Here is a 19,995-nt window from a genome sequence, read left to right on the forward strand (position 1 = left end):
CTGGTCGCTATAGTCATTTTATTTTAAGATGATACAGGACTGGCAGTCCTAGGTTTTAAAACTGTTTGATATTTAAAGTATTTTAGGACTGCCAGTCCCGCTCAAGATAGAATTAACTATATCTGAACAGGCAGTACGGTTCAAGAAATTCTCACCGTTGAATATCCCAGTGTTCGAAACGTTTACCTGATTTTGTTATAAGATTGGAAACGGGCGACATTTACCATTTAGAGTTGCAAAATGATACTGATAAAAGCATGTCATGGCGAATGTTGGAATATTATTGGCTGATTCATGATTTATTTGGACAAACACCGATTTAGCAAGTGCCCTATACGGGTAAAGACAGCCAAGCCCATTTTGAAACCAGAATTCGACAGGATAAGTTACAATTTGAGTATGAATTAGTGGATATACGTGATGTGGATTGTCAATTTTTACTGCATAAAGCCCTTATTTAGCTGATAACTTATTAGCTGTGTTATATCGAATAGACAACAAACTCACCGTTGTGCAACAAGTATTATATAAAATAACCCAACTCGATTATAATGCTCGGCAAGATGCAATTGAAAAATTACTCGTATTAATAGGCTTACGCAAACAGAGTGAATTAGCCGAACTGTTAAAGCAAAAGGTCAACAATATGCCAGCAACACTCTATTTTGATGATTTGAGATAAAATCCACTATTAAAAGAATTCTTTGACAAGGCTGAATTGCGCAAAGAACAACGCGGCGTCCATATAGGCTAATTAAAAATATTAGTGCAGTAGCTCAAAAAACGTTTTGGTGACATACCTCATTGGGCACAAATCAGATTACAAGCAGCGGATATTGAACAGTTAGAATGTTGGCGCGATAAATTATTTGAAGTCGAAAGATTAAAAGATTTATTTATTGAATAAAGAGGCTTTAAAATGTTAAATAGATTGAAATGGCTTTTCATTTTTTTCATACTAACGAGTACTTTTGGCTGTAGTTCAGTTAATAGTGTTGTGCAAAAATTAGATTCATCAAATTGGCGTGAAAAAACAGTCTATGAAAAAGCTGAAACCTTACCCCCTTTAAAAGTTGATCCTAAATTAACCACATCTGAATCACAAACTCTTTAATGTTTTCAAGGTAATAACAACATGATACGTCAGTTGACCCTATTAAGCTGCTTATTTCTTCTTTTTGCTACCAGTGGCTGTAGCTTGATTCGCAGCTTAGATGCTACAGGTGGAGATGCAGATTATAGAAAAAGCACCACTTTGCCCTCGTTAGAAGTCCCCCCAGATTTAACCTATACCACTGATGAACAATTGCAAATCCCTAAAAAAGGGGAAGCTGCGACCTATTCTGAATTTGGTCAAAAACAGCCTGAAGCGATTATCACAGGCCAACCTAATGAGATATTACCCCAAACCAATAAAGTGGAATTAGTCCGTGATGGTGATAAACGTTGGTTAGTGGTTGATGGCAATATTGAACCGGTATGGAAAAAAGTACAGGATTTTTGGGAAACCAGTGGCTTAGAATTAGAACGTATCGAGCCTAAAATAGGCATTATGGAAACCGCATGGTTAGAAAATCGTGCCGACATTCCGAATGACGCTTTGCGCAGTTTATTAGGTCGAATTAGTAATTTTGTTTATTCATCCCCAACTCGTGATAAATTTAGAACCCGTTTAGAACGTGGCGTACAAGCAGGTACAACTGAGGTTTATTTAACCCATACAGGTGTGGAAGAAATTGAGTTTAGTGAAAATCAATTTGAATGGCGCAGCAGACCATCCAATCCTGAATTAGAAGCGGAAATGCTCAATCGTTTATTGGTATTTTTAGGCGTAGATAAATCCAAAGCAGAGACTTTAATTGCAGAAGAAACAACAACGCCAAAACCTGAACGTGCAACTTTAAGTATTTCTGATAGCGCGGCAGCACTGATTGTTCATGAAGAATATGAGCAAGCTTGGCGGTTAACAGGTTTGGCATTAGATAAAATTGGTTTTACAGTGGAAGATCGGAATCGGGAGCGTGGTTTGTATTTTGTCAAATATCGTGACCCTGAAAGCCGTGGTAAAAAACGGGGCTTCTTCTCTCGTGTATTTGGTAAAAAAGAAGTTGATGAGGATTACATTGTACAGTTGAAATCTGTCGATGGCGAAGCACGCTTAACGGTTTTAGATAAATATGAAGAAACAGAAACCAGTAAAACGGCGCAGCGTATTTTGACTTTATTATATGAAGAATTAACCTAATCCTAATTGAAGTATTTAAGAGCTGGCAATCCTTCCCATATTAAACAGAAGGGCTGCCAGTCTTGAGTCATTAAATATTTCTAAATGTTCACCTTTCCCCCTTCGTATACCATGACCCAAATACCAATAGATTTTTATATGCCCGCAGAATGGGCACACCATCAAGGTTGTTGGATGGCTTGGCCTGACCGCAAAGACACCTGGATTTATGGTTTAGATAAGCCGCGTCACGCATTTGCTAAAGTGGCTCAGGCAATTGCGCAATTTGAACCTGTATATTTATTGGTCAATGCACATCACATGTTGACGGCGTTGGAATATTGTAAACATCCAAATATTCATTTAATTGAAATTCCGATTAGTGACATTTGGTTACGGGATACAGGTGCAACTTTTGTTATCAATCACTCAGGCGGCATTGCGGGTATTGATTGGCAGTTTAATGCGTGGGGTGAACATCGTGAGGCATTAACTGATTATCAAGCTGATGTAGAATTAGCGACTAATATGTTGAATCATTTAGAAATTGATTGTTATCATGCGCCGTTTATTTTGGAAGGGGGTGCAATTCATGTCGATGGCCAAGGCACTTTGCTAACAACGGAAGAATGTTTATTAAATTCAAGCCGCAACCCTGAATTAAGTCGTACTGATATAGAATATTATCTCAAACAATATTTAGGGGTTAATAAAATTATTTGGCTGGGAAAAGGTCTGGAAGATGATGAAACTGCAGGACATATTGATAATATTGCCTGTTTTGTGCGGCCCAATGTGGTCGCCGCATTGACTTGTAATGATCCTCAAGATAGCAATTACGAAGTGTTGCAAGACAATATACAACGCTTACGTCAAGCCACTGATGCCCAAGGCAGGCAATTAGAAGTGATTGAAATTGAGCAACCAAATCGTCGTGATGATAAAGAATGGCGGCTAGCGTTGTCATATATTAATTTCTATATTGCGAATGGCGGGGTGATTGTACCTAGCTTTGATGACCCAAAACGGGATAATGCCGCATTAAATCAAATTCAACAGCTTTTCCCACAGCATAAAGTCATGCCTGTTGAGGGCTTAGATTTAATTTATGGTGGGGGTTGTGTGCATTGTATGACGCAACAGCAACCAAAATAAATAATGAGAAAATGAGACCGTATTTTTTATTTTATCAAAAACATGTACTAAAATTTATTTTTAGACTCAAAATTCAAAATAAACAAACTTATTCGCAGGAGTGCAAATTTTAATTTGCAAGCATAGCACACGATGTTAAAAGACAGTATTCGTAGTAAATTAGACGACTTAAGTGAACGTTTACATGAACTAGACGGTTTATTAGCCGCACCAGAGATTATTACCAATCAAAACAAATTTCGCGCATTATCTATTGAATATTCTGAGATTAAGCCCGTTGTTGACTGTTTTGAAAGTTATAATCAAGCCGTAGAAGATATTAATTCTGCAAAAGAAATGCTTAGCGATCCAGAAATAAAAGAGCTAGCAGAAGAAGAGGTGCAAGAAGCTGAAGCAACTCAACAACGTTTATATCAAGAATTACAAGTTTTATTGCTGCCTAAAGACCCAGATGATAATAGCAATGTATTCTTAGAAGTTCGGGCAGGCACGGGCGGTGACGAAGCGGCTTTATTTGCAGGTAACTTGATGCGTATGTATTCACGTTATGCTGAAGCAGCCAAGTGGAGCATCGAAATCATGAGCCAGAATGAAGGCGATCATGGTGGCTTTAAAGAAGTGATTATGCGGGTTTCAGGACAAAATGTGTATTCTCAGCTCAAATTTGAGTCGGGTGGGCATCGTGTACAGCGTGTGCCTGAAACTGAAGCCCAAGGGCGGATTCATACCTCTGCATGTACTGTTGCGGTGATGCCTGAAGTTGAAGCCAATGAAGAAATCGAAATTAATTCCAATGATTTACGTGTGGATACGTTTCGTGCTTCAGGCGCAGGTGGTCAGCACGTTAACAAAACCGATTCCGCGATTCGACTAACCCACTTGCCATCAGGTATCGTGGTGGAATGTCAGGATGAGCGTTCACAGCATAAAAACCGTGCCCGGGCAATGTCCTTATTGCAATCCCGTTTACTCAAAGTTGAAAGAGATCGTCATCAAGCAGAACAAGCGGAAACACGGCGTAATTTAGTCGGCAGCGGCGACCGTTCTGAACGGATTAGAACTTATAATTTTCCACAAGGTCGGGTCACAGACCATCGTATTAATTTAACTTTGTATCGTTTGGATGAAGTGTTGGAAGGTAAATTAGATTTATTGCTTAATCCAATCATTCATGAGCATCAAATGGATTTACTCGCGAGTTTAGGTGATGATTAAGTTCTGTCTTCAACCCAGTTAAAATATTTGCACGCTCTTAATATTGACTGCTATAGTCAATTTCGTTTTGGGTATTAGGACTGGCAGTCCTATAAAACTTTAAATATCAATTACTTTTAAAATCAAGGACTGCCAGTCCTGTATCATCTTAGAATTAAATAACTATAACTTGTGCCGACGCACCGCGTCGTCATCCAACAGGATGCAACAGCGTCCACAAATAAAAATATTAAGATGCTGGTGCGTTAACTTGTGACGATGCACCGTGTCGTCATCCGACAGGAAGCAATATAATGTCGCTCAATCATCAGAGCGTGATACCTTGGGTATGATTAAAAGTGCTTGGATTTCTCCCCCACACTCTAAACCGCCGTCCAATACTCATTTGCTCTGAGTACACGCAAAGCTACTTACATTGAGCAGGCAAGGTATCAAAAAAATCTTTTTTAATCATAAATTTGTTATTCATTTTTATAAAATATAAATCGCTTATCACAAGTTATTCAATCTCATTAATCAGTCTTTTTTTGACAATTTTGGCGATAGTCTTGTTGTTACATTGACAATCTTTTTCCAACATAACAAGGCATTAAAATGTTAGGGCTTAAGCCGACTCATAAAGTTATCAGAGAGTTTTATCAAGCAATGAATAAGATGCGTGAGACTGGGCAAACGCATGAAACTGCCGTCGCGCCGTATTTTGCCAATATATTACGGCATTGTGCAGCAAAAACGCAGCGTTTGGACTTGGTTGAGCAATTTCCTGTGAAGCGTGAAGGGCGTAGACCGTTGCGAGCTGATGGCGGGTTGGTTGATCGGGAATTACATTTTTTTCTATATGGTTTGTGGGAAGCTAAGGATTCTCAGGATGATTTAGAAAAAGAAATTAATAAAAAGATTCATGATGATGATTATCCAAACGAGAATATTTTGTTTCAGTCGCCAGAGCGCATTGTTTTGTATCAGAGTGGCGTGCTTAAGTTTGACAAATCGATTGTTGAGGATAAGCAAGCGTTAATTGATGGATTGGGTTTGTTTTTTAGTTATAACAATGAGTTGCATACAGAATGGGCGGAAGTGGTTGAGCATTTTCAGGGCAAAGTAGGGGATTTGGGCACGGCATTGGTTAAGATTATTGAGGATGAATTGAAAGCCAGTAAGAAGTTTAAGGCTGCGTTTAATGATTTTTTAGAGTTGTGTCGAGGGGCGATTAATCCAAATATTGCTCATGCGGCGGTGGTGGAAATGTTGGTGCAGCATTTGTTGACCGAGCGATTGTTTAGAACCGTGTTTGATAATCCTGATTTTGTGCAGAAAAATGTGATTGCACGGGAAATTGAGAAGGTGATTGAGGTATTGGCGCAACGTTCTTTTAATCGAGCTGCGTTTTTGTTTGGGGTGGAGCGGTTTTACACTGTGATTGAGAAGACGGCGGCGGCTGTTCACAATTATGATGATAAGCAGACTTTTTTGAATGTGGTTTATGAGCGGTTTTTTCAGGGTTTTGCGGTGAAAGTTGCGGATACGCATGGCATTGTTTATACGCCACAGGAAATTGTTTCGTTTATGGTTCAATCTGTTGAGGATATTTTAAAGGTTGAGTTTGATAAGGATTTGTCGAGTGAGGGCGTGCATGTTTTAGATCCGTTTGTCGGCACGGGTAATTTTATTTTGCGGGTTATGGAGCAGATTGATCTGTTGAAATTGGAGAATAAATATAAGCAGGAGTTGCATTGTAATGAGGTTTTGTTGTTGCCTTATTATATTGCGTCGATGAATATTGAGCATACGTTTTTTGAGAAAATGTCTATTTATCAACCGTTTGAGGGGGTTTGTTTAGTCGATACGTTTGAGATTCTTGAGGCTAAGCAGCAGTCGTTTAGTATGTTTTCGCCTGAGAATTCTGAGCGAGTGAAAAGGCAGCAACAAACACCGCTTTTTGTGATTATTGGCAATCCGCCTTATAACGTCGGGCAAATTAATGAAAATGATAATAATAAGAATCGAAAGTATAAAACGGTAGATGCGTTAGTCAGTGATAGTTATGCAAAAGATTCTAAGGCAACTAACAAAAATGCGTTGTCAGATGTGTATGTTAAGGCGTTTGCTTGGGCGACAGAACGTTTAAAAAATCAAGCTGATGGCGTGGTGGCGTTTGTAACCAATAATAGTTTTGTTGAAGGCTTAGCATTTGACGGAATGCGTAAACAATTAGCGGCTGAGTTTGATAAGATTTATATTTTTGATTTAAAAGGTAATGTTAGAAAATCTATCGGGGTACAGAATGTTTTTAATATCCGTGTAGGCGTGAGCATTATTTTTTTAATTAAAAAGGCTTTGTTAGATTCTAAAACTGAAGCCGACATTTTTTATTATTCTATCAATGATGACTTTAAACGAGTTCAGAAACTAGAATTTATTGCTGAAAAGAACACTTATGAAAATTTAGAATGGCAAGAAATTAAACCCGATGAAAAGTACAACTGGCTTACTGAAGGTTTATATGATGATTTTAAAAGCTTTTTGCCAATGGGAACAAAGGAAGCAAAAACGGCTAAATCTGAAGCTGAGGATGTTATTTTTAAGATTTATAGTAATGGTGTAAAAACTAATCGGGATATTTGGGTTTATAATTTTAATGCTGAAGTTTTAGCTGAAAACATGCAAAAGACGATTGAGTTTTATAACGTTCAATTATTTAAGCTCAAAACCAAAGAAAAGCCTAAAAACAAAGATGAACTTGCAAATTTAATTGATGATTTTGCTATTTATGATGATACAAAAATAAGCTGGAGTCGTGATTTAAAGCTTGATTTAAAAAGAGAAAATAAAGCCGTTTTTAATAATGAAAAAATAAGAACTTCTCTTTATCGTCCTTTTACAAAATCTCATTTGTTTTTTGATAGGATTATGAATGAGGAAGTTTATGTTTTTCCCTCTATTTTCCCAACACCAGAAACCGAAGCAGAAAATAAGGTGATTTGTGTCGCAGGCATTGGAGATAGAAAAGGTTTTGGCTGCATGATTTCTAACACTATTATTGCACTTGATTTTGCTTTTGAAAAAGCGCAATGTTTCCCTTTTTACACCTACAGCGAAGACGGCAGCCATCGCCAAGAAAACATAAGCAACTGGGCATTAAAAGACTACCAAACCCACTACCAAGACAATAGCATCAGCAAATGGGATATTTTCTATTATGTCTATGGTTTCCTGCATCATCAAGGCTACCGCGACAAATACCAAGCCAATTTAAAACGCGAACTGCCACGCATTCCCTACGCCCCTGAATTCTGGACAATCAGCCACGCAGGCAAACAACTTGCAGACCTGCACTTAAACTACGAACAACAAAAACCCTACGAAATCCAATACGAAACCAAAAGCAAAACACCAGATTGGCACGTCAAAAAAATGCGTTTAAACAAAGAAAAAACCAGTATCATCTACAACGACACATTCATCATAAAAGGCATCCCGCCGCAAGTCTTTGACTACAAACTCGGCAACCGCTCCGCCTTACACTGGATAATAGACCAATACCAAGTCAAAACCGACAAACGCAGTGGCATCACCAACGACCCCAACCGCGACGACGACCCACAATACATTATCAAACTCATTGGCAAAATCATCACTGTGAGTCTGAAAACAGTTGAAATCGTAGAAGAAATTAACAAACTAGATTTTGAATAATCAATGGTTATCTTGTAGTTCTAACGTGCCACGTTGAGTAAATTCGTGACGTGGCGCGTCTTGACTACATTCCTATATGCCATGTAGGAACGAGAAATTACACACTGCGTAGAATGAGAAAAAACGAAAAAATTCAGGTATTTCAATCAGAAAGCAATTAACTCTCGATTTCATCTTTTAAATCCAAAGCCACAGAATTAATACAATAACGCAATCCTGTTGGAGCAGGCCCATCTTCAAAGACATGACCCAAATGAGCATCACACTGCGGGCAATGCACTTCCACCCGTCGCACACCTAAACTGCCATCTGTTTCTGTTGCAACCGCTTCAGGATTTAACGGTGCGTAAAAACTCGGCCAACCTGAACCAGAATCATATTTAGCATCTGAACTAAATAACGCATGTCCACAGCAAACACATTGATAAACACCCTGAGTTTGGCATGTATAATAGTGACCCGAAAAAGCCATTTCAGTACCTTTTTTTCGGCATACTTTAAATTGTTCGGGACTTAATTGTTGTTGCCATTCCGTATCGGATTTATTGATTTTAGACATTTACTTATCCCTCTATTGTTTAGAGTTGTTTCCCCAAATAAAACAGTTATGTAGAAAGGTAGAAATTCCAGAGTTCAGCACACATGCTAAGCATCTGGTCATATAAATCCATGAGATGGGTTCTAAATTTATTACAAGGACTCAGTAACATTTCATGCCGCAAATGCTGTTTTCAACAAAAACTTGGTTGGAAGCAATCAGTTTATTATCGTTTTTCTGTTCTTCAGTTAGCTCACAATTTTTTTACGTTTATGGGGTAAGGATAATTGCTCAGTTGCATCAATCAGTCATTCTTCTACTATCCTTAAACAATTCTTCAAACAAGGCTTTGGTCTCAATATAGCGGACTGGCATGTAATCTTGTTTTTCTAGTGCCTTACTTAATATTATAGTCAATTCTGTCTTGAGGGACTGGCAGTCCTGAAATACTTTAAATATCAAATAGTTTTGAAATCTAGGACTGCCAGTCCCGTATCATCTTAAAATAAAATGACTATAGTACTGTGAAACAACTCTAATAGACAATGTTAAAACTGAATACTTCCTATCCTGATGACTATTTGTATTTATTGGCAAAAATTAGGTGTTGCATAACTAAAAACAAAAGCAGTCTTCGTTAATGAACTACTTGATGTCCAACTCGTCATGGTTTGCATTGCTTCAAACACTTGTAACGCTCTTGCCACAACATTTTCAGAATAGTCCTCATTAGCATCTTTATATTTAAATGAGACTTCTGCAATCATAGGATTGCTTGAAATCTCTGAGTCATACCATAATGTCAGAGCAAACTCTGCATTTAAATTGCCCAAATCAACAGATGTCCCTTTATACACTTTCTCTGTCACAACTAAATTGTTCACTAAACTGATAGTCATATCAGGATCAAATCCATATGCCTCTAAACTGGGGTATAAACCAATAGGGTCATCCATTTTATTCAAGTTTTTATTATCACCAATACTTTGCGTGGTTGAATGTGAATACTTTGATACGAATGGTGCACTGATATCTTCTTCAAATTTAGTTTCAGGATGTCGACTGGCCTCACCTTGCATATCTTTATAACCCGCAATAAAACGATCATAAGCACGATATTTTAAAGTGACTTCTCGCTCACCATTTTCCACTCGTTCACGGAAAGTATAGCCCTTTGATTTTAAAGTGCATGCTGTTGGAGTATCATAAAATTTAACTGTACGCAATTTATCTAAGCTGAATGAGCCACGGCTATCACGGCCAATAGGCTCAGCTTCAATAATAGATTTGAGTTGTCCCCAGTAACTTGTCACGGCAGCAGTAGGATCAACACCTTCAAATAAACGTGGGTTTAGCATCAACTTGTATTCACGAGAGCCGACATCAGGGATTGCAAAACTGTTAGAGCTGAGAGACATAATTAAAAGGCCAAAAATAAAAAGTGCTTGTTTCATGTTGATAATCTTGAGTGATGGAAAGGCTTAGGCTAATGACTTTGGATGACTAATTGATGAAAATAAGTGTGAATAAACAAGTTTCTATAACAATTTAGAATAAAATCAATATTTATCTATATTTCAAAGTATTAAATAATTATAAAAATCTCTTTAGTCAAACCTTTTGCTATCAAAAATTGTTATCTACAAATTAGATTAATCTAAGCAAATCCATCAATGAGCAATCAAAGTTAAATGTGTAAAAGTTAAAAATGACACTTGCACACTATAGCAATTGAACTTAAGCCCTACAACAATTGTAAAAATAGGCTCTATTTGTTTCTTTAATTTTATTTGTAATTATAGAGTCATGGAGTCATAATTTTGTATAAAATCTGTCTTTAAGGCTTAGGATATGCAAAATCGACAACCATTTTTAAGTTATTTAATTATATTGAGTTTGACCTCCGTAGTATTTGTCTTACTCCATTTATTTATTCCCGCCAGTCAAACTGATTATTATCTACAGCTCGAAATGACAATAAGTCTTGGATTGCTTGCGCTTATTTTTGCTTTAATCAGTTTTGATTATTTAACCAAGTCACCTCTAAGCAGTTTTACTCCATTATTAGGAGCGGCAATTGGAGGCTTATTTTTCACTAATGTACTCGGGTTACAAATTGTAAACCCCAATGAAATTTACTGGGTAATGCAAGGTGACTGGGCTCAAAACTATTTTGGCTGGCAATTTTTCAGACAAGAAGCATGGCAGCAACCCTTAGGTAAAATCAGTCATTTTTATTACCCAATCGGCAGCTCGGTTTTGTATACCGACTCATTGCCATTACTGGCTTTACCATTCAAATTATTTTCTGATTATCTGCCCGCAGAATTCCAATATATTGGTGCTTGGATACTGTTAAGCTATGTTTTACAGGGTGTATTTGCAAGTTTACTGTTGCGTTTACTTACACCTAATTTGACTGTGCAAGCATTGGGAATCGGTTTTTTTGTCTGGATGCCTGCCTTATTAGTACGTGTTCCTCATTTTACCTTAACCAGTCACTGGCTATTACTCGCAGGTTTGTGGTTATATTTTCGGACTTGGCATAATCCAACCGCACTCAAAGCCTTTAGTGCATGGTTAGTCCTCATTTCAGTCAGTGCCTTAACCCACCCTTATCTCGCGATTATGGTCTGGGCATTAATGGGAGCATTTTACCTGCGTTGGTGGTTAGTGGATGGACACAATCATTTTTTCGTAACCTCAGCTCAAGTCATTACACTCTTTGCTGTCACCTTAGGTTTGTGGTGGATGTCAGGTTTTTTTTTAGTCCCAGGTGAACAAAATCTGGCAACACAAGGCTTTGGTTATTATTCAATGAATTTGTTCTCACCGTTAGATAGTCAAAACTGGTCAGCTTTTATGCGTCCACTTCCCAAAGCAACAGATGGACAAGGAGAGGGATTCAACTATTTTGGTATGGGTACTTGGTTATTATTGCTGTGGGCAATGTATGAATTACAGCGCAAAACATCAATCAAAGTTAAAGTATTATGGCCGTTACTGTCTATTTGCTTTTTACTCACGTTACTGTCATTAAGTCATAAAGTCACACTATTAAATTGGACCGTGATTCAACTACCAGATCAGTGGGTTCAATACTTTACGCCTTTTCGCTCTTCAGGGCGTTTTTTTTGGGTCACTAGTTATACATTGTTATTTTTAGCTCTTAGCGTTGTGATTACACGTAATACCACACGAACCAGTGTTTTTCTATTGACGTTGGCTATGACATTGCAATTGGCTGATCTTTATCCCGCACACCATAATTATCGCCATATAGCAGGGCCAGTGCATTTTAACTGGGATAATTCTTTAAGCTCTCCTGAATGGTCAGAGCTGGCCAAAGATCGGCAACAACTTTTACTGATTCCACCACCAAATTGTGGGGCTGAAGCTGTACCTTATCGGCCTGCTGCCTATCTTGCGAACCAGTATCACATGTTAGTTAATACAGGACAAACTGCGCGTTTTGATGTGGGAAAAAGCATACAGTATTGCCATCATTTATTCCAAACAATAGATAAAGGATTAGTTGATCCCGATGCCTTATACATTGTTAATCCTGATTATTTACCACGTTTTCAGCAAAATTCGATTTTACCTTTAGATTGTCAACAAATTGATGGGTTTTGGGCTTGTATCACAATCACTGAACAGGCGAATATTGAAGGCAATGAGCAAGAAAATGAATAGAGTGGTTTCACAGTACTATAGTCGTTTTATTTTACAGTGATATAGGACTGGCAATCCTCAAATTTGAAAGTATTTGATATTTGAAATATTAAAGGACTGCCAGTCCTAACACATAACAAGAAATTCACTATAAAAAGGATATTTAGTAATCAATGGTTCGGACAGCTTAGATTAGAAATTAGTAGAGAGCCAAGTAATGAGGAAAAATGTGATTTTCGATGACAACATAATCCTCAAGGCTCTCATGGAAAGACTACAAGCCGTATTGGAACAGATAGACAATGTTAACAAACCACAACGCTAGTTTATACAAGTATTGCTATCATTATTGATGAGCAATAGGTTGAGTGAACTTTAGAAATCTAAGCCACTACAGTGATTATTATAAAAAGATATTTTCATGCTTTTCTTCACAGACCTACCACTGGATGCCAATATCATACTGCGGTTTTACAAAGCGCGGTTCTAGATTGAAATTCCTATTCTAGGATGCCAAATAATTTCTTGGACTTAATCATTTTTCAAGCCTTACACTTTCAACTCAATGCGTCCATGACAGCCTTAAATCTCATCAAACTTGAGGATAGAATCCAACACTCTAATCCTATTACCAAAGTCATGTCCATTGCTAAATATGTAAAGCCAATGAACACTTGCTTGCACGCTTTTCTTCTTAACTTAAGTCTAGATTTCAATAGTCTAGATTTCAATTCTATCAAACGCTCACTTATCTTTTTGCACCTGATAAATTGATTAACCTGTTGAATAATGATACCTGTAATGAAAAAAGAGGGATGGTGGATAATATGTTTATTCTCTGCTCAATTTATATTTCCCGTAAAATACTTAAAAAAAAACATCAATTAGGCTAATATAGCAAAAACAGCTTATTTCTTGGAGGTATTATGCAAGTTACCGTTTTAGGGATGCACCGCTCTGGCACATCTGTTGTTGCACGCCTGCTCAATCTGATGGGTATGTATTTCGCGCCAGAAGATAAAGGGATGCCACCAACTGAAGATAATCCTAAGGGTTATTGGGAACGGATGGATGTGGTGCAATTAAACGAAGGCATTTTAGCCAATTTAGGCTCGACTTGGGAACGAGTAAGCCAATTTGATTTGAGTAAAATACCTGATGATTTGCACGCAGAATTTAATAAACAAGCCACTGATATTATTTATAATTTAGACTCTAATCGCCCTTGGATGTTAAAAGACCCGCGTTTGTGTTTAACTTTTCCACTGTGGCGCAAATTATTAGAAGTCCCTGTGTGTATTATGGTGTATCGCAGCCCGATTCAAATCGCACAATCAATGCACAGTCGTGATGAGTTTGGAATGCACTTTGGTGTTGCGTTGTGGGAATACTACAATTTACACGCCCTCAAATCGTCATTGAATTTGCCACGCATTTTAGTTTCTTATCATGATTTAATGTCAAATCCCCTTGAAGCCACTAAAAAACTATATGAAGACTTAGAAAGTTTAGATATTACAGGGATTCGCTTACCCAGTGATAAAGAAATTCTGGCGTTTATTGATCCAAAATTATTCCGTGCTACCGCAAATGTTGATTTACAAAAATCCTATATTAATCAAGAGCAAGCTGGATTAGTGACGGCGTTTGAAAATGGTACGGTTTTAGATTTACAACAACTACCTGATGTGTCTCAAGGTGCAAAAGAAGCCTTACAAACCCATGATGCACAATTCTTTGAGCAGGAACAACACAAACAAGTATTGGCACAACACAAACAAGAATTAGCACAACAACAAGCCACAACCAAAATTCAATTAGCTGACAAACAAACTGAATTAGACAAACTCAATCAACAGCTAACTCAATTGCGTATTGAAGTAGTTGAATATGACCAGAAATTACATCAGAAGACCGAACAATTAGCCTCGCTTGAACAGCAAAAAACAGAAGCATCACAACGTTTAGAACAACATACCCGTCAAACACATCATCAAGAATCGCAGTATGAGCAGCATATTCAGCAACTTAGTCAAGATTTAGATTTAGAACGCTTAGCGGTTGAAGAGAAGAATATCGCGCTGGCTGACTTAGATCGTTTGAGCCTACGCCAATATGAAAAAATCCATAAATTAACCAACTGGCTTGAAGTGGTTAATCATGACCTTAATGCGGTTTTTAACTCACAAACTTGGAAAACAGGCGATAACATTACAAAACTGGCTTTACGCTTGATGATGAAGCCTGCGGGTAAAACAGCCAAAGACCATATTAAGCAAGTCATGGATGGTTTTATGGCTTGGCGTATCAAACAGTTACATGATGATGAACGAATAGACAATCCTGAGAATGAGGATCAGGCCAAAAAAAAAATTAATTTAGCCGCCTTAGTTGCTTTGCATAATGGTGAGCCTTCCGCATCGGCCAGTATTCGCTTGATTTTGCCTTTACAACATCCCAGTGTTGCTGAGTTTATCAATTTCAAACTGTACACTGCTTGGGAATATTTGCTCAGTATTCAAGCAGATGCCATCATTGTGCAACGTCACATGCTTCCTCATGCTGAGGCTGCTCGACGTTTAATTGAACATTGTCGAAAACAGAATATCAAGTTGATTTATGAAACCGATGATGATTTATACAATATTTTCAAAAAACCAGATATGCACGGCAATTATGCAAAAGATGCTGTAGAAGCGTTGGAAGTTGTGACCCGTGATGCCGACTTGGTTGTGACTTCATCACCTAAGTTGCAACAACAAATTCGTGACATGAATCAAAATGTATTGTGTGTGCCGAATTCCCTAGATGAGCAAATTTGGTTAGCATCAGACAATGGGCAATTCAGCCAACCACGTCCACTATCGCCTGATGGCAAAATTCATATTTTATACATGGGCACAAAAACCCATACTGAAGATTTAATGTTGGTTAAAGCCGCGTATCAGAAAATTAAGGCTGAATACGGTGAAAAAGTCAGTTTGGATGTGATTGGTGGTGTGCCTGATGGTATGCAAATTTTTGCGGATAATTTAATTTCTGAAGCCACTGACGGCAATTTAGATGATTATGCCAGTTTTATACAATGGATGCGGAAAAATAATCGCTGGCAATTTGGTATTATTCCATTAAAAAATACCCGCTTCAATGAGAAGAAAACCTACATTAAATTCTTGGATTATGCGGCGTTAGGTATTCCTGCAATTTGTTCAGACATTGATCCATATAATGAAATTGTACAACATCAGCAAAATGGGCTTATCGCTAAAAATGATACTGAATCATGGTATCAAGCAATGAAGCAGATGATTGAACAGCCTGATTTACGGGAAAAATTAGCGGCTAGCGCATTTCAAACTTTAGTTGGAAAACATATTTTACAGCATACAGCCAAAGATTTTGCTGAACCGTATAAAAAACTGCTAAATTGGCAAGCTCCAAAACCTGAAATTATTGCTACAGCGCAAGCTCAACATGATGATTATCACAAGTGGTTGCGTTTGTATGATCCGTTAGACCGTAAGACTTTGCAGAAAATGCAAAAACGGGCTGAATCTTGGGTAAATCCACCGTTGATTTCAATCGTAATGCCGACCTATAACACCAAGGAAAAATGGTTAAAAGCGGTGATTGAATCGGTGCAAAAACAAGTCTATAGCAATTGGGAATTATGTATTGCTGATGATGCATCGACCGATCCACAAGTGAAGCGATTATTACAAAAATATCAACAGCAAGATCAGCGAATTAAAGTGGTTTTCCGTGAGCAAAATGGACATATTTCCGCTGCGTCTAATAGTGCTTTGGGCTTGGTAACAGGTGATTATGTAGCATTGTTGGATCATGATGATGAGCTTGCACCTCATGCTTTATATTGGGTTGTTGAGGAATTATTGGCTTATCCTGACACACAAATGATCTACTCAGATGAAGACAAGATTGATGAAAATAATCATCGGTTTGGGGCTTATTTCAAATCTGATTGGAATCCCGATTTGTTCTTGTCGCATAATTTAGTGACCCATTTGGCAGTGTATAAAGCGACGTTATTACAACAGATTGGCGGCTTTACTGAAGGGCTTGAAGGTGCACAGGATTATGATTTAGCGATTCGTGCCGCTGAGCAATTAGAGTCTGAACAGATTCGGCATATTCCTCGGATTTTATATCATTGGCGGATTCATGAGGAAAGTACTGCGGGCAATCCTGATGCGAAACCGTATGCAGTGATTGCGGCTGAAAATGCAATTCGTGCCTTTTTGAAGCGTCAAAGTATTGCTGCCAATGTGAATGAATCTGAAATTATGACGGGTATGATTCGGGTGCAATATCCGTTGCCTGCAATCTTGCCTTTGGTCAGCATTATTATTCCGACTTATAACCAAGTGCAACTATTACGTCAATGTATTCAAAGTATTACTCGCAAAACCGATTATGCGAATTACGAGATTATCGTGGTGGACAATCGCAGTGATGATGCCGCGACATTGGCTTATTTTGAGGAATTAGAGCAACAAGGTATTGCTAAAGTTTTAAAATACGATCAACCGTTTAATTATGCGGCGATTAATAATTTTGCAGTTGAACAGGCTGAAGGTGAATTAATTGCCTTATTAAACAATGATATTGAAGTGATTAACCGTGAGTGGTTGTCGGAAATGGTCAGTCATGCGGTACGTGAAGATATTGGTGCAGTCGGTGCGCGATTATGGTATCCACATCAGACTTTGCAACATGCAGGCGTATTACTCGGCGTTGCAGGCATGGCGGAACATGCACATAAAAATCTCAGCCGTGGGCAATCAGGTTATTTTGGTCGAGCACAGATTATTCAAAACTTTTCAGCTGTCACTGCCGCATGTTTAGTTGTGAGCAAGGAAAAATTCTTAGCCGTAGAGGGTTTGGATGCGGAACACTTGGCGGTGGCCTTTAACGATATTGATTTGTGTTTGAAATTGACTTCACAAGGTTGGCGCAGTTTGTGGACACCGTATGCAGATTTATATCATCATGAGTCGGCCAGTCGTGGTTATGAAGATACGCCCGAAAAAGTGGCTCGCTTGCAACATGAAGATGCTTATATGCGTGAAAAATGGGGCAAATGGGTTGAGAATGACCCTGCGTATAGCCCTAATTTAAATCATAAAACGGGGGATTTTAGTCTTGCGTTTCCTCCGCACAATCTCTCGGATAAGCCTATGTTTTCAATGAAGTTACCTAATTTTTTACGCCGTTTACAACCTGCTGCCGCGAAATCACCAATTGCTCACCGCACTGATGCCTATCAATTATTAAGTGGTCGTGGGTTGGAAATTGGTGCTTTGCATGAGCCTGCACAAGTTCCTGAACATTGTGAAATGGAATATTGTGATGCAAATAGTCGTGCTGATTTAATGGCAATGTTCCCAGAATTACATGGACAGGAAATCATTGATCCACAACATCTTTGTAATGTGGATGAACAAGGTTTAGCGATTTTTAAAGACAATACTTATGATTTTGCGGTATTTAATCATGTGATTGAACATATTGCGAACCCGATTAATATGGTGGGTGAGCTGTTCCGAGTAGTAAAAGTGGGTGGTCTGGTCGTGTTGTCCGCACCTGATAAAGATTATACGTTTGACAAGCCGCGTCCATTAACATCCTATGAACATTTATTAGAGGAATATCAACAAGGTGTTACTGAAGTCAGTGACGAGCATTACATTGATTTTATCCGTCATGTTGAGCCAAATTGGTATCAAGCACCAGCAGAAGAGTTCCAACACCATTTGGCTTGCGTAAAATTACGTCGGGAACATTCACATGTATGGACTTCAGCAACGTTTGAAGATTTCTTACAACGTAGCTTTGAGTTATTCAATATGCAGCCAAAATGTGTTTATAAAAATACCAGTTCTACCAATGGTTTTGAATATTTTACAATTTGGGAAAAAATAGCCTAATTTCTTGCCAAAGATATAAAAATATTGGTTGGTTATGTAGGGTGGAATAAGTACGTGCTTTCCAGCAAGTGCTCCAGCATCACTGTTGTTGATTTGGAAAAATGGAAAACGTACGTGACAACTTATCCCTCAATTTAATATCAAGGTGTACTGATCCTACTCGACATAACCACGATTTCAATTTATTGGCATAAGATAGTTACCATTCAAATTTGTTTCGTAAGTTTATTGTAAGGTATTCATCTTGATTTATTCCTTAATCCATAAATCCATATGTGGATGATTTTAAGGGTTACATGTAATGCGTTTTTTGTTGAGTTCAGTGGAATTTATTTTTCCGATTTAAAGGGTTTGATATGTTCTTTTAGCCATTGTGTAAATGCTTCTCGATTCATTTTACTAGCAGCAACCGCTAAAATAATGCTTTCTTGTTCGTCAATACTTGCTTCTATTTCAAATCCATTGAGTAATAACGTAGCCTCCATTGCTGCATGGCCAATACGCTTATTTCCGTCAACAAAAGGATGATTACAAATTAACGAATATCCTAGAGCAGCCGCTTTATCTTCTAATGTTGGATAAAGCTCTTCACCTGCAAAACTCACCAGTGGTTGTGCAATAGCGGATTCTAGTGCATTTTGATTGCGGAGCCCTTGCATACCACCTGTTTGAGCAATGATTTTCTGATGTAATTGGATCACTTGCTGAAAATTGAGTAATTTCATTAAGCTAACCTACGATATAACTCTTTATTTTTTTGTAAAATATAGTCTGTCGCTTCATCAATAGATGGGTTTGATGTTTCGTTTATCTTATTATTTACAATATGCACTTTTTCTTGAGGCATTTGCTGTAATAAAGCAAGTAAATGTTCATAAAATTGGTCTTCTACTTCTAAGCATAGTGTTTTCATGTTGTTGTATCCTAAAAAAATAATATATCGTTTAATTATCATTCTCTCCATCAAAAAACGCAACCTAGTCAAATTTAAGTCACGTCTTTTGATTAGCTATTCAGGTGTTGGATAAAAATCATCATCTAATATTTGTTGCATTTGGTATGGGCATTGTGTTGGAAAGCAGGTTAATCCTGTTTCTTTTGTCGCAAGTAATACTGTTTTAGGATAAGCTTTTTGTAATGCTTGTTCTAAATAGTTTTGTAGGCTAGGGCTTTCTTCTAATTGATCCTGGATTTCAGAGCGTTGTTCAATGATGTAATTTCTCCAGCTTTTCCCTGTAAATTCTGCCCATTGTTCAGAAAGTTGATTCAGTTGATATTGCCATTTTAATAAGTGTACAAGTAAAATTTTCAGGTGGCTAATTAATGCCGTTCTATCTCGTTTTGCCATACCTTCTAATTCTTCTATCAAGTGCTCTGTATCAAGTTCGTTTAATTTGCCTGTTTTTAATAGCTCAATATGTTGGCTTACCCAATGTTCAAAATTTGTTTCGTAAGCCTGTTGTAAAGTGCTCATATTATTTTATTCCTTAAAACCCATATTTCAGTTGATTATCATTCTCTCCATCAAAAAACGCAACTTATCA

The 19,995-nt window shown here is 37.8% G+C and carries 13 protein-coding genes; 8 read left to right on the top strand and 5 right to left on the bottom strand.

Translation table 11 applies throughout. From position 1 onward, the window contains the following. Nucleotides 1-326: 326 nt before the first annotated feature. From ABXH34_RS10345 to ABXH34_RS10370, 6 genes are all read left to right on the top strand, one after another. Nucleotides 327-461: a hypothetical protein gene (locus ABXH34_RS10345; protein ID WP_353571805.1), complete on the top strand. Its 135-nt coding sequence runs from the start codon at nucleotides 327-329 to the stop codon at nucleotides 459-461. Nucleotides 462-478: 17 nt separating this feature from the next. Continuing rightward, nucleotides 479-682, top strand: a complete 204-nt coding sequence (locus ABXH34_RS10350; protein WP_353571806.1) for a hypothetical protein — start codon at nucleotides 479-481, stop codon at nucleotides 680-682. A gap of 453 nt (nucleotides 683-1,135) precedes the next feature. After that, entirely contained in the window at nucleotides 1,136-2,245 is a 1,110-nt protein-coding gene (gene bamC / locus ABXH34_RS10355) for an NlpB/DapX family lipoprotein (RefSeq protein WP_353571807.1), read from the top strand. A gap of 138 nt (nucleotides 2,246-2,383) precedes the next feature. Next, the gene (locus ABXH34_RS10360) at nucleotides 2,384-3,379 is read left to right on the top strand and encodes an agmatine deiminase family protein (RefSeq protein ID WP_353571808.1); all 996 of its coding nucleotides are present in this window, start codon (nucleotides 2,384-2,386) and stop codon (nucleotides 3,377-3,379) included. A gap of 132 nt (nucleotides 3,380-3,511) precedes the next feature. After that, on the top strand, nucleotides 3,512-4,594 hold the full coding sequence (prfA, locus tag ABXH34_RS10365) for a peptide chain release factor 1 (RefSeq protein ID WP_353571809.1): 1,083 nt from the start codon (nucleotides 3,512-3,514) through the stop codon (nucleotides 4,592-4,594). A 594-nt stretch (nucleotides 4,595-5,188) separates the two neighbouring features. Further along, a complete protein-coding gene (locus ABXH34_RS10370; protein WP_353571810.1) occupies nucleotides 5,189-8,290 on the top strand; it encodes a type ISP restriction/modification enzyme in 3,102 nt (1,033 codons plus the stop codon). Nucleotides 8,291-8,447: 157 nt separating this feature from the next. On the opposite strand, the gene msrB is transcribed toward ABXH34_RS10370, so the two are convergent. Both msrB and ABXH34_RS10380 read right to left on the bottom strand, forming a co-directional pair. Then, nucleotides 8,448-8,849, bottom strand: coding sequence for a peptide-methionine (R)-S-oxide reductase MsrB (gene msrB / locus ABXH34_RS10375; protein WP_353571811.1), 402 nt, complete (start codon nucleotides 8,847-8,849; stop codon nucleotides 8,448-8,450). Nucleotides 8,850-9,415: 566 nt separating this feature from the next. Then, nucleotides 9,416-10,282 (bottom strand): hypothetical protein, encoded by an 867-nt coding sequence (locus tag ABXH34_RS10380; protein ID WP_353571812.1) that lies wholly within the window; start codon nucleotides 10,280-10,282, stop codon nucleotides 9,416-9,418. Between the two features lie 397 nt (nucleotides 10,283-10,679). On the opposite strand from ABXH34_RS10380, the gene ABXH34_RS10385 reads away from it, so the two are divergent. Together ABXH34_RS10385 and ABXH34_RS10390 are read left to right on the top strand one after the other, a co-directional pair. Beyond that, nucleotides 10,680-12,524 carry a DUF6311 domain-containing protein gene (locus tag ABXH34_RS10385; RefSeq protein WP_353571813.1) on the top strand — a complete coding sequence of 615 codons (1,845 nt, stop codon included), beginning with the start codon at nucleotides 10,680-10,682 and terminating at the stop codon, nucleotides 12,522-12,524. A 905-nt stretch (nucleotides 12,525-13,429) separates the two neighbouring features. Beyond that, nucleotides 13,430-18,451, top strand: coding sequence for a glycosyltransferase (locus tag ABXH34_RS10390; RefSeq protein WP_353571814.1), 5,022 nt, complete (start codon nucleotides 13,430-13,432; stop codon nucleotides 18,449-18,451). A gap of 329 nt (nucleotides 18,452-18,780) precedes the next feature. Here ABXH34_RS10390 and ABXH34_RS10395 read toward each other — a convergent pair whose 3' ends face one another. The 3 genes from ABXH34_RS10395 to ABXH34_RS10405 form a co-directional block, all read right to left on the bottom strand. After that, on the bottom strand, nucleotides 18,781-19,176 hold the full coding sequence (locus ABXH34_RS10395) for a type II toxin-antitoxin system death-on-curing family toxin (protein WP_353571815.1): 396 nt from the start codon (nucleotides 19,174-19,176) through the stop codon (nucleotides 18,781-18,783). Beyond that, entirely contained in the window at nucleotides 19,176-19,364 is a 189-nt protein-coding gene (locus ABXH34_RS10400; RefSeq protein WP_353571816.1) for a hypothetical protein, read from the bottom strand. Before ABXH34_RS10400 ends, ABXH34_RS10395 begins: the two co-directional genes overlap by 1 nt. A gap of 96 nt (nucleotides 19,365-19,460) precedes the next feature. After that, nucleotides 19,461-19,925, bottom strand: a complete 465-nt coding sequence (locus ABXH34_RS10405; RefSeq protein WP_353571817.1) for a DUF29 domain-containing protein — start codon at nucleotides 19,923-19,925, stop codon at nucleotides 19,461-19,463. Nucleotides 19,926-19,995: the final 70 nt, after the last annotated feature.

Source organism: Candidatus Albibeggiatoa sp. nov. BB20, assembly GCA_016744725.1.
Lineage (GTDB): Bacteria > Pseudomonadota > Gammaproteobacteria > Beggiatoales > Beggiatoaceae > Albibeggiatoa.

Bases quoted from the DNA above. Each gene is read 5' to 3' on its own strand.
- prfA (WP_353571809.1), top strand. From the start codon at position 3,512: ATGTTAAAAGACAGTATTCGTAGTAAATTAGACGACTTAAGTGAACGT.
- ABXH34_RS10390 (WP_353571814.1), top strand. From the start codon at position 13,430: ATGCAAGTTACCGTTTTAGGGATGCACCGCTCTGGCACATCTGTTGTT.
- ABXH34_RS10400 (WP_353571816.1), bottom strand. From the start codon at position 19,364: ATGAAAACACTATGCTTAGAAGTAGAAGACCAATTTTATGAACATTTA.
- ABXH34_RS10370 (WP_353571810.1), top strand. From the start codon at position 5,189: ATGTTAGGGCTTAAGCCGACTCATAAAGTTATCAGAGAGTTTTATCAA.
- ABXH34_RS10405 (WP_353571817.1), bottom strand. From the start codon at position 19,925: ATGAGCACTTTACAACAGGCTTACGAAACAAATTTTGAACATTGGGTA.
- msrB (WP_353571811.1), bottom strand. From the start codon at position 8,849: ATGTCTAAAATCAATAAATCCGATACGGAATGGCAACAACAATTAAGT.
- ABXH34_RS10395 (WP_353571815.1), bottom strand. From the start codon at position 19,176: ATGAAATTACTCAATTTTCAGCAAGTGATCCAATTACATCAGAAAATC.
- ABXH34_RS10380 (WP_353571812.1), bottom strand. From the start codon at position 10,282: ATGAAACAAGCACTTTTTATTTTTGGCCTTTTAATTATGTCTCTCAGC.
- ABXH34_RS10385 (WP_353571813.1), top strand. From the start codon at position 10,680: ATGCAAAATCGACAACCATTTTTAAGTTATTTAATTATATTGAGTTTG.
- bamC (WP_353571807.1), top strand. From the start codon at position 1,136: ATGATACGTCAGTTGACCCTATTAAGCTGCTTATTTCTTCTTTTTGCT.
- ABXH34_RS10360 (WP_353571808.1), top strand. From the start codon at position 2,384: ATGCCCGCAGAATGGGCACACCATCAAGGTTGTTGGATGGCTTGGCCT.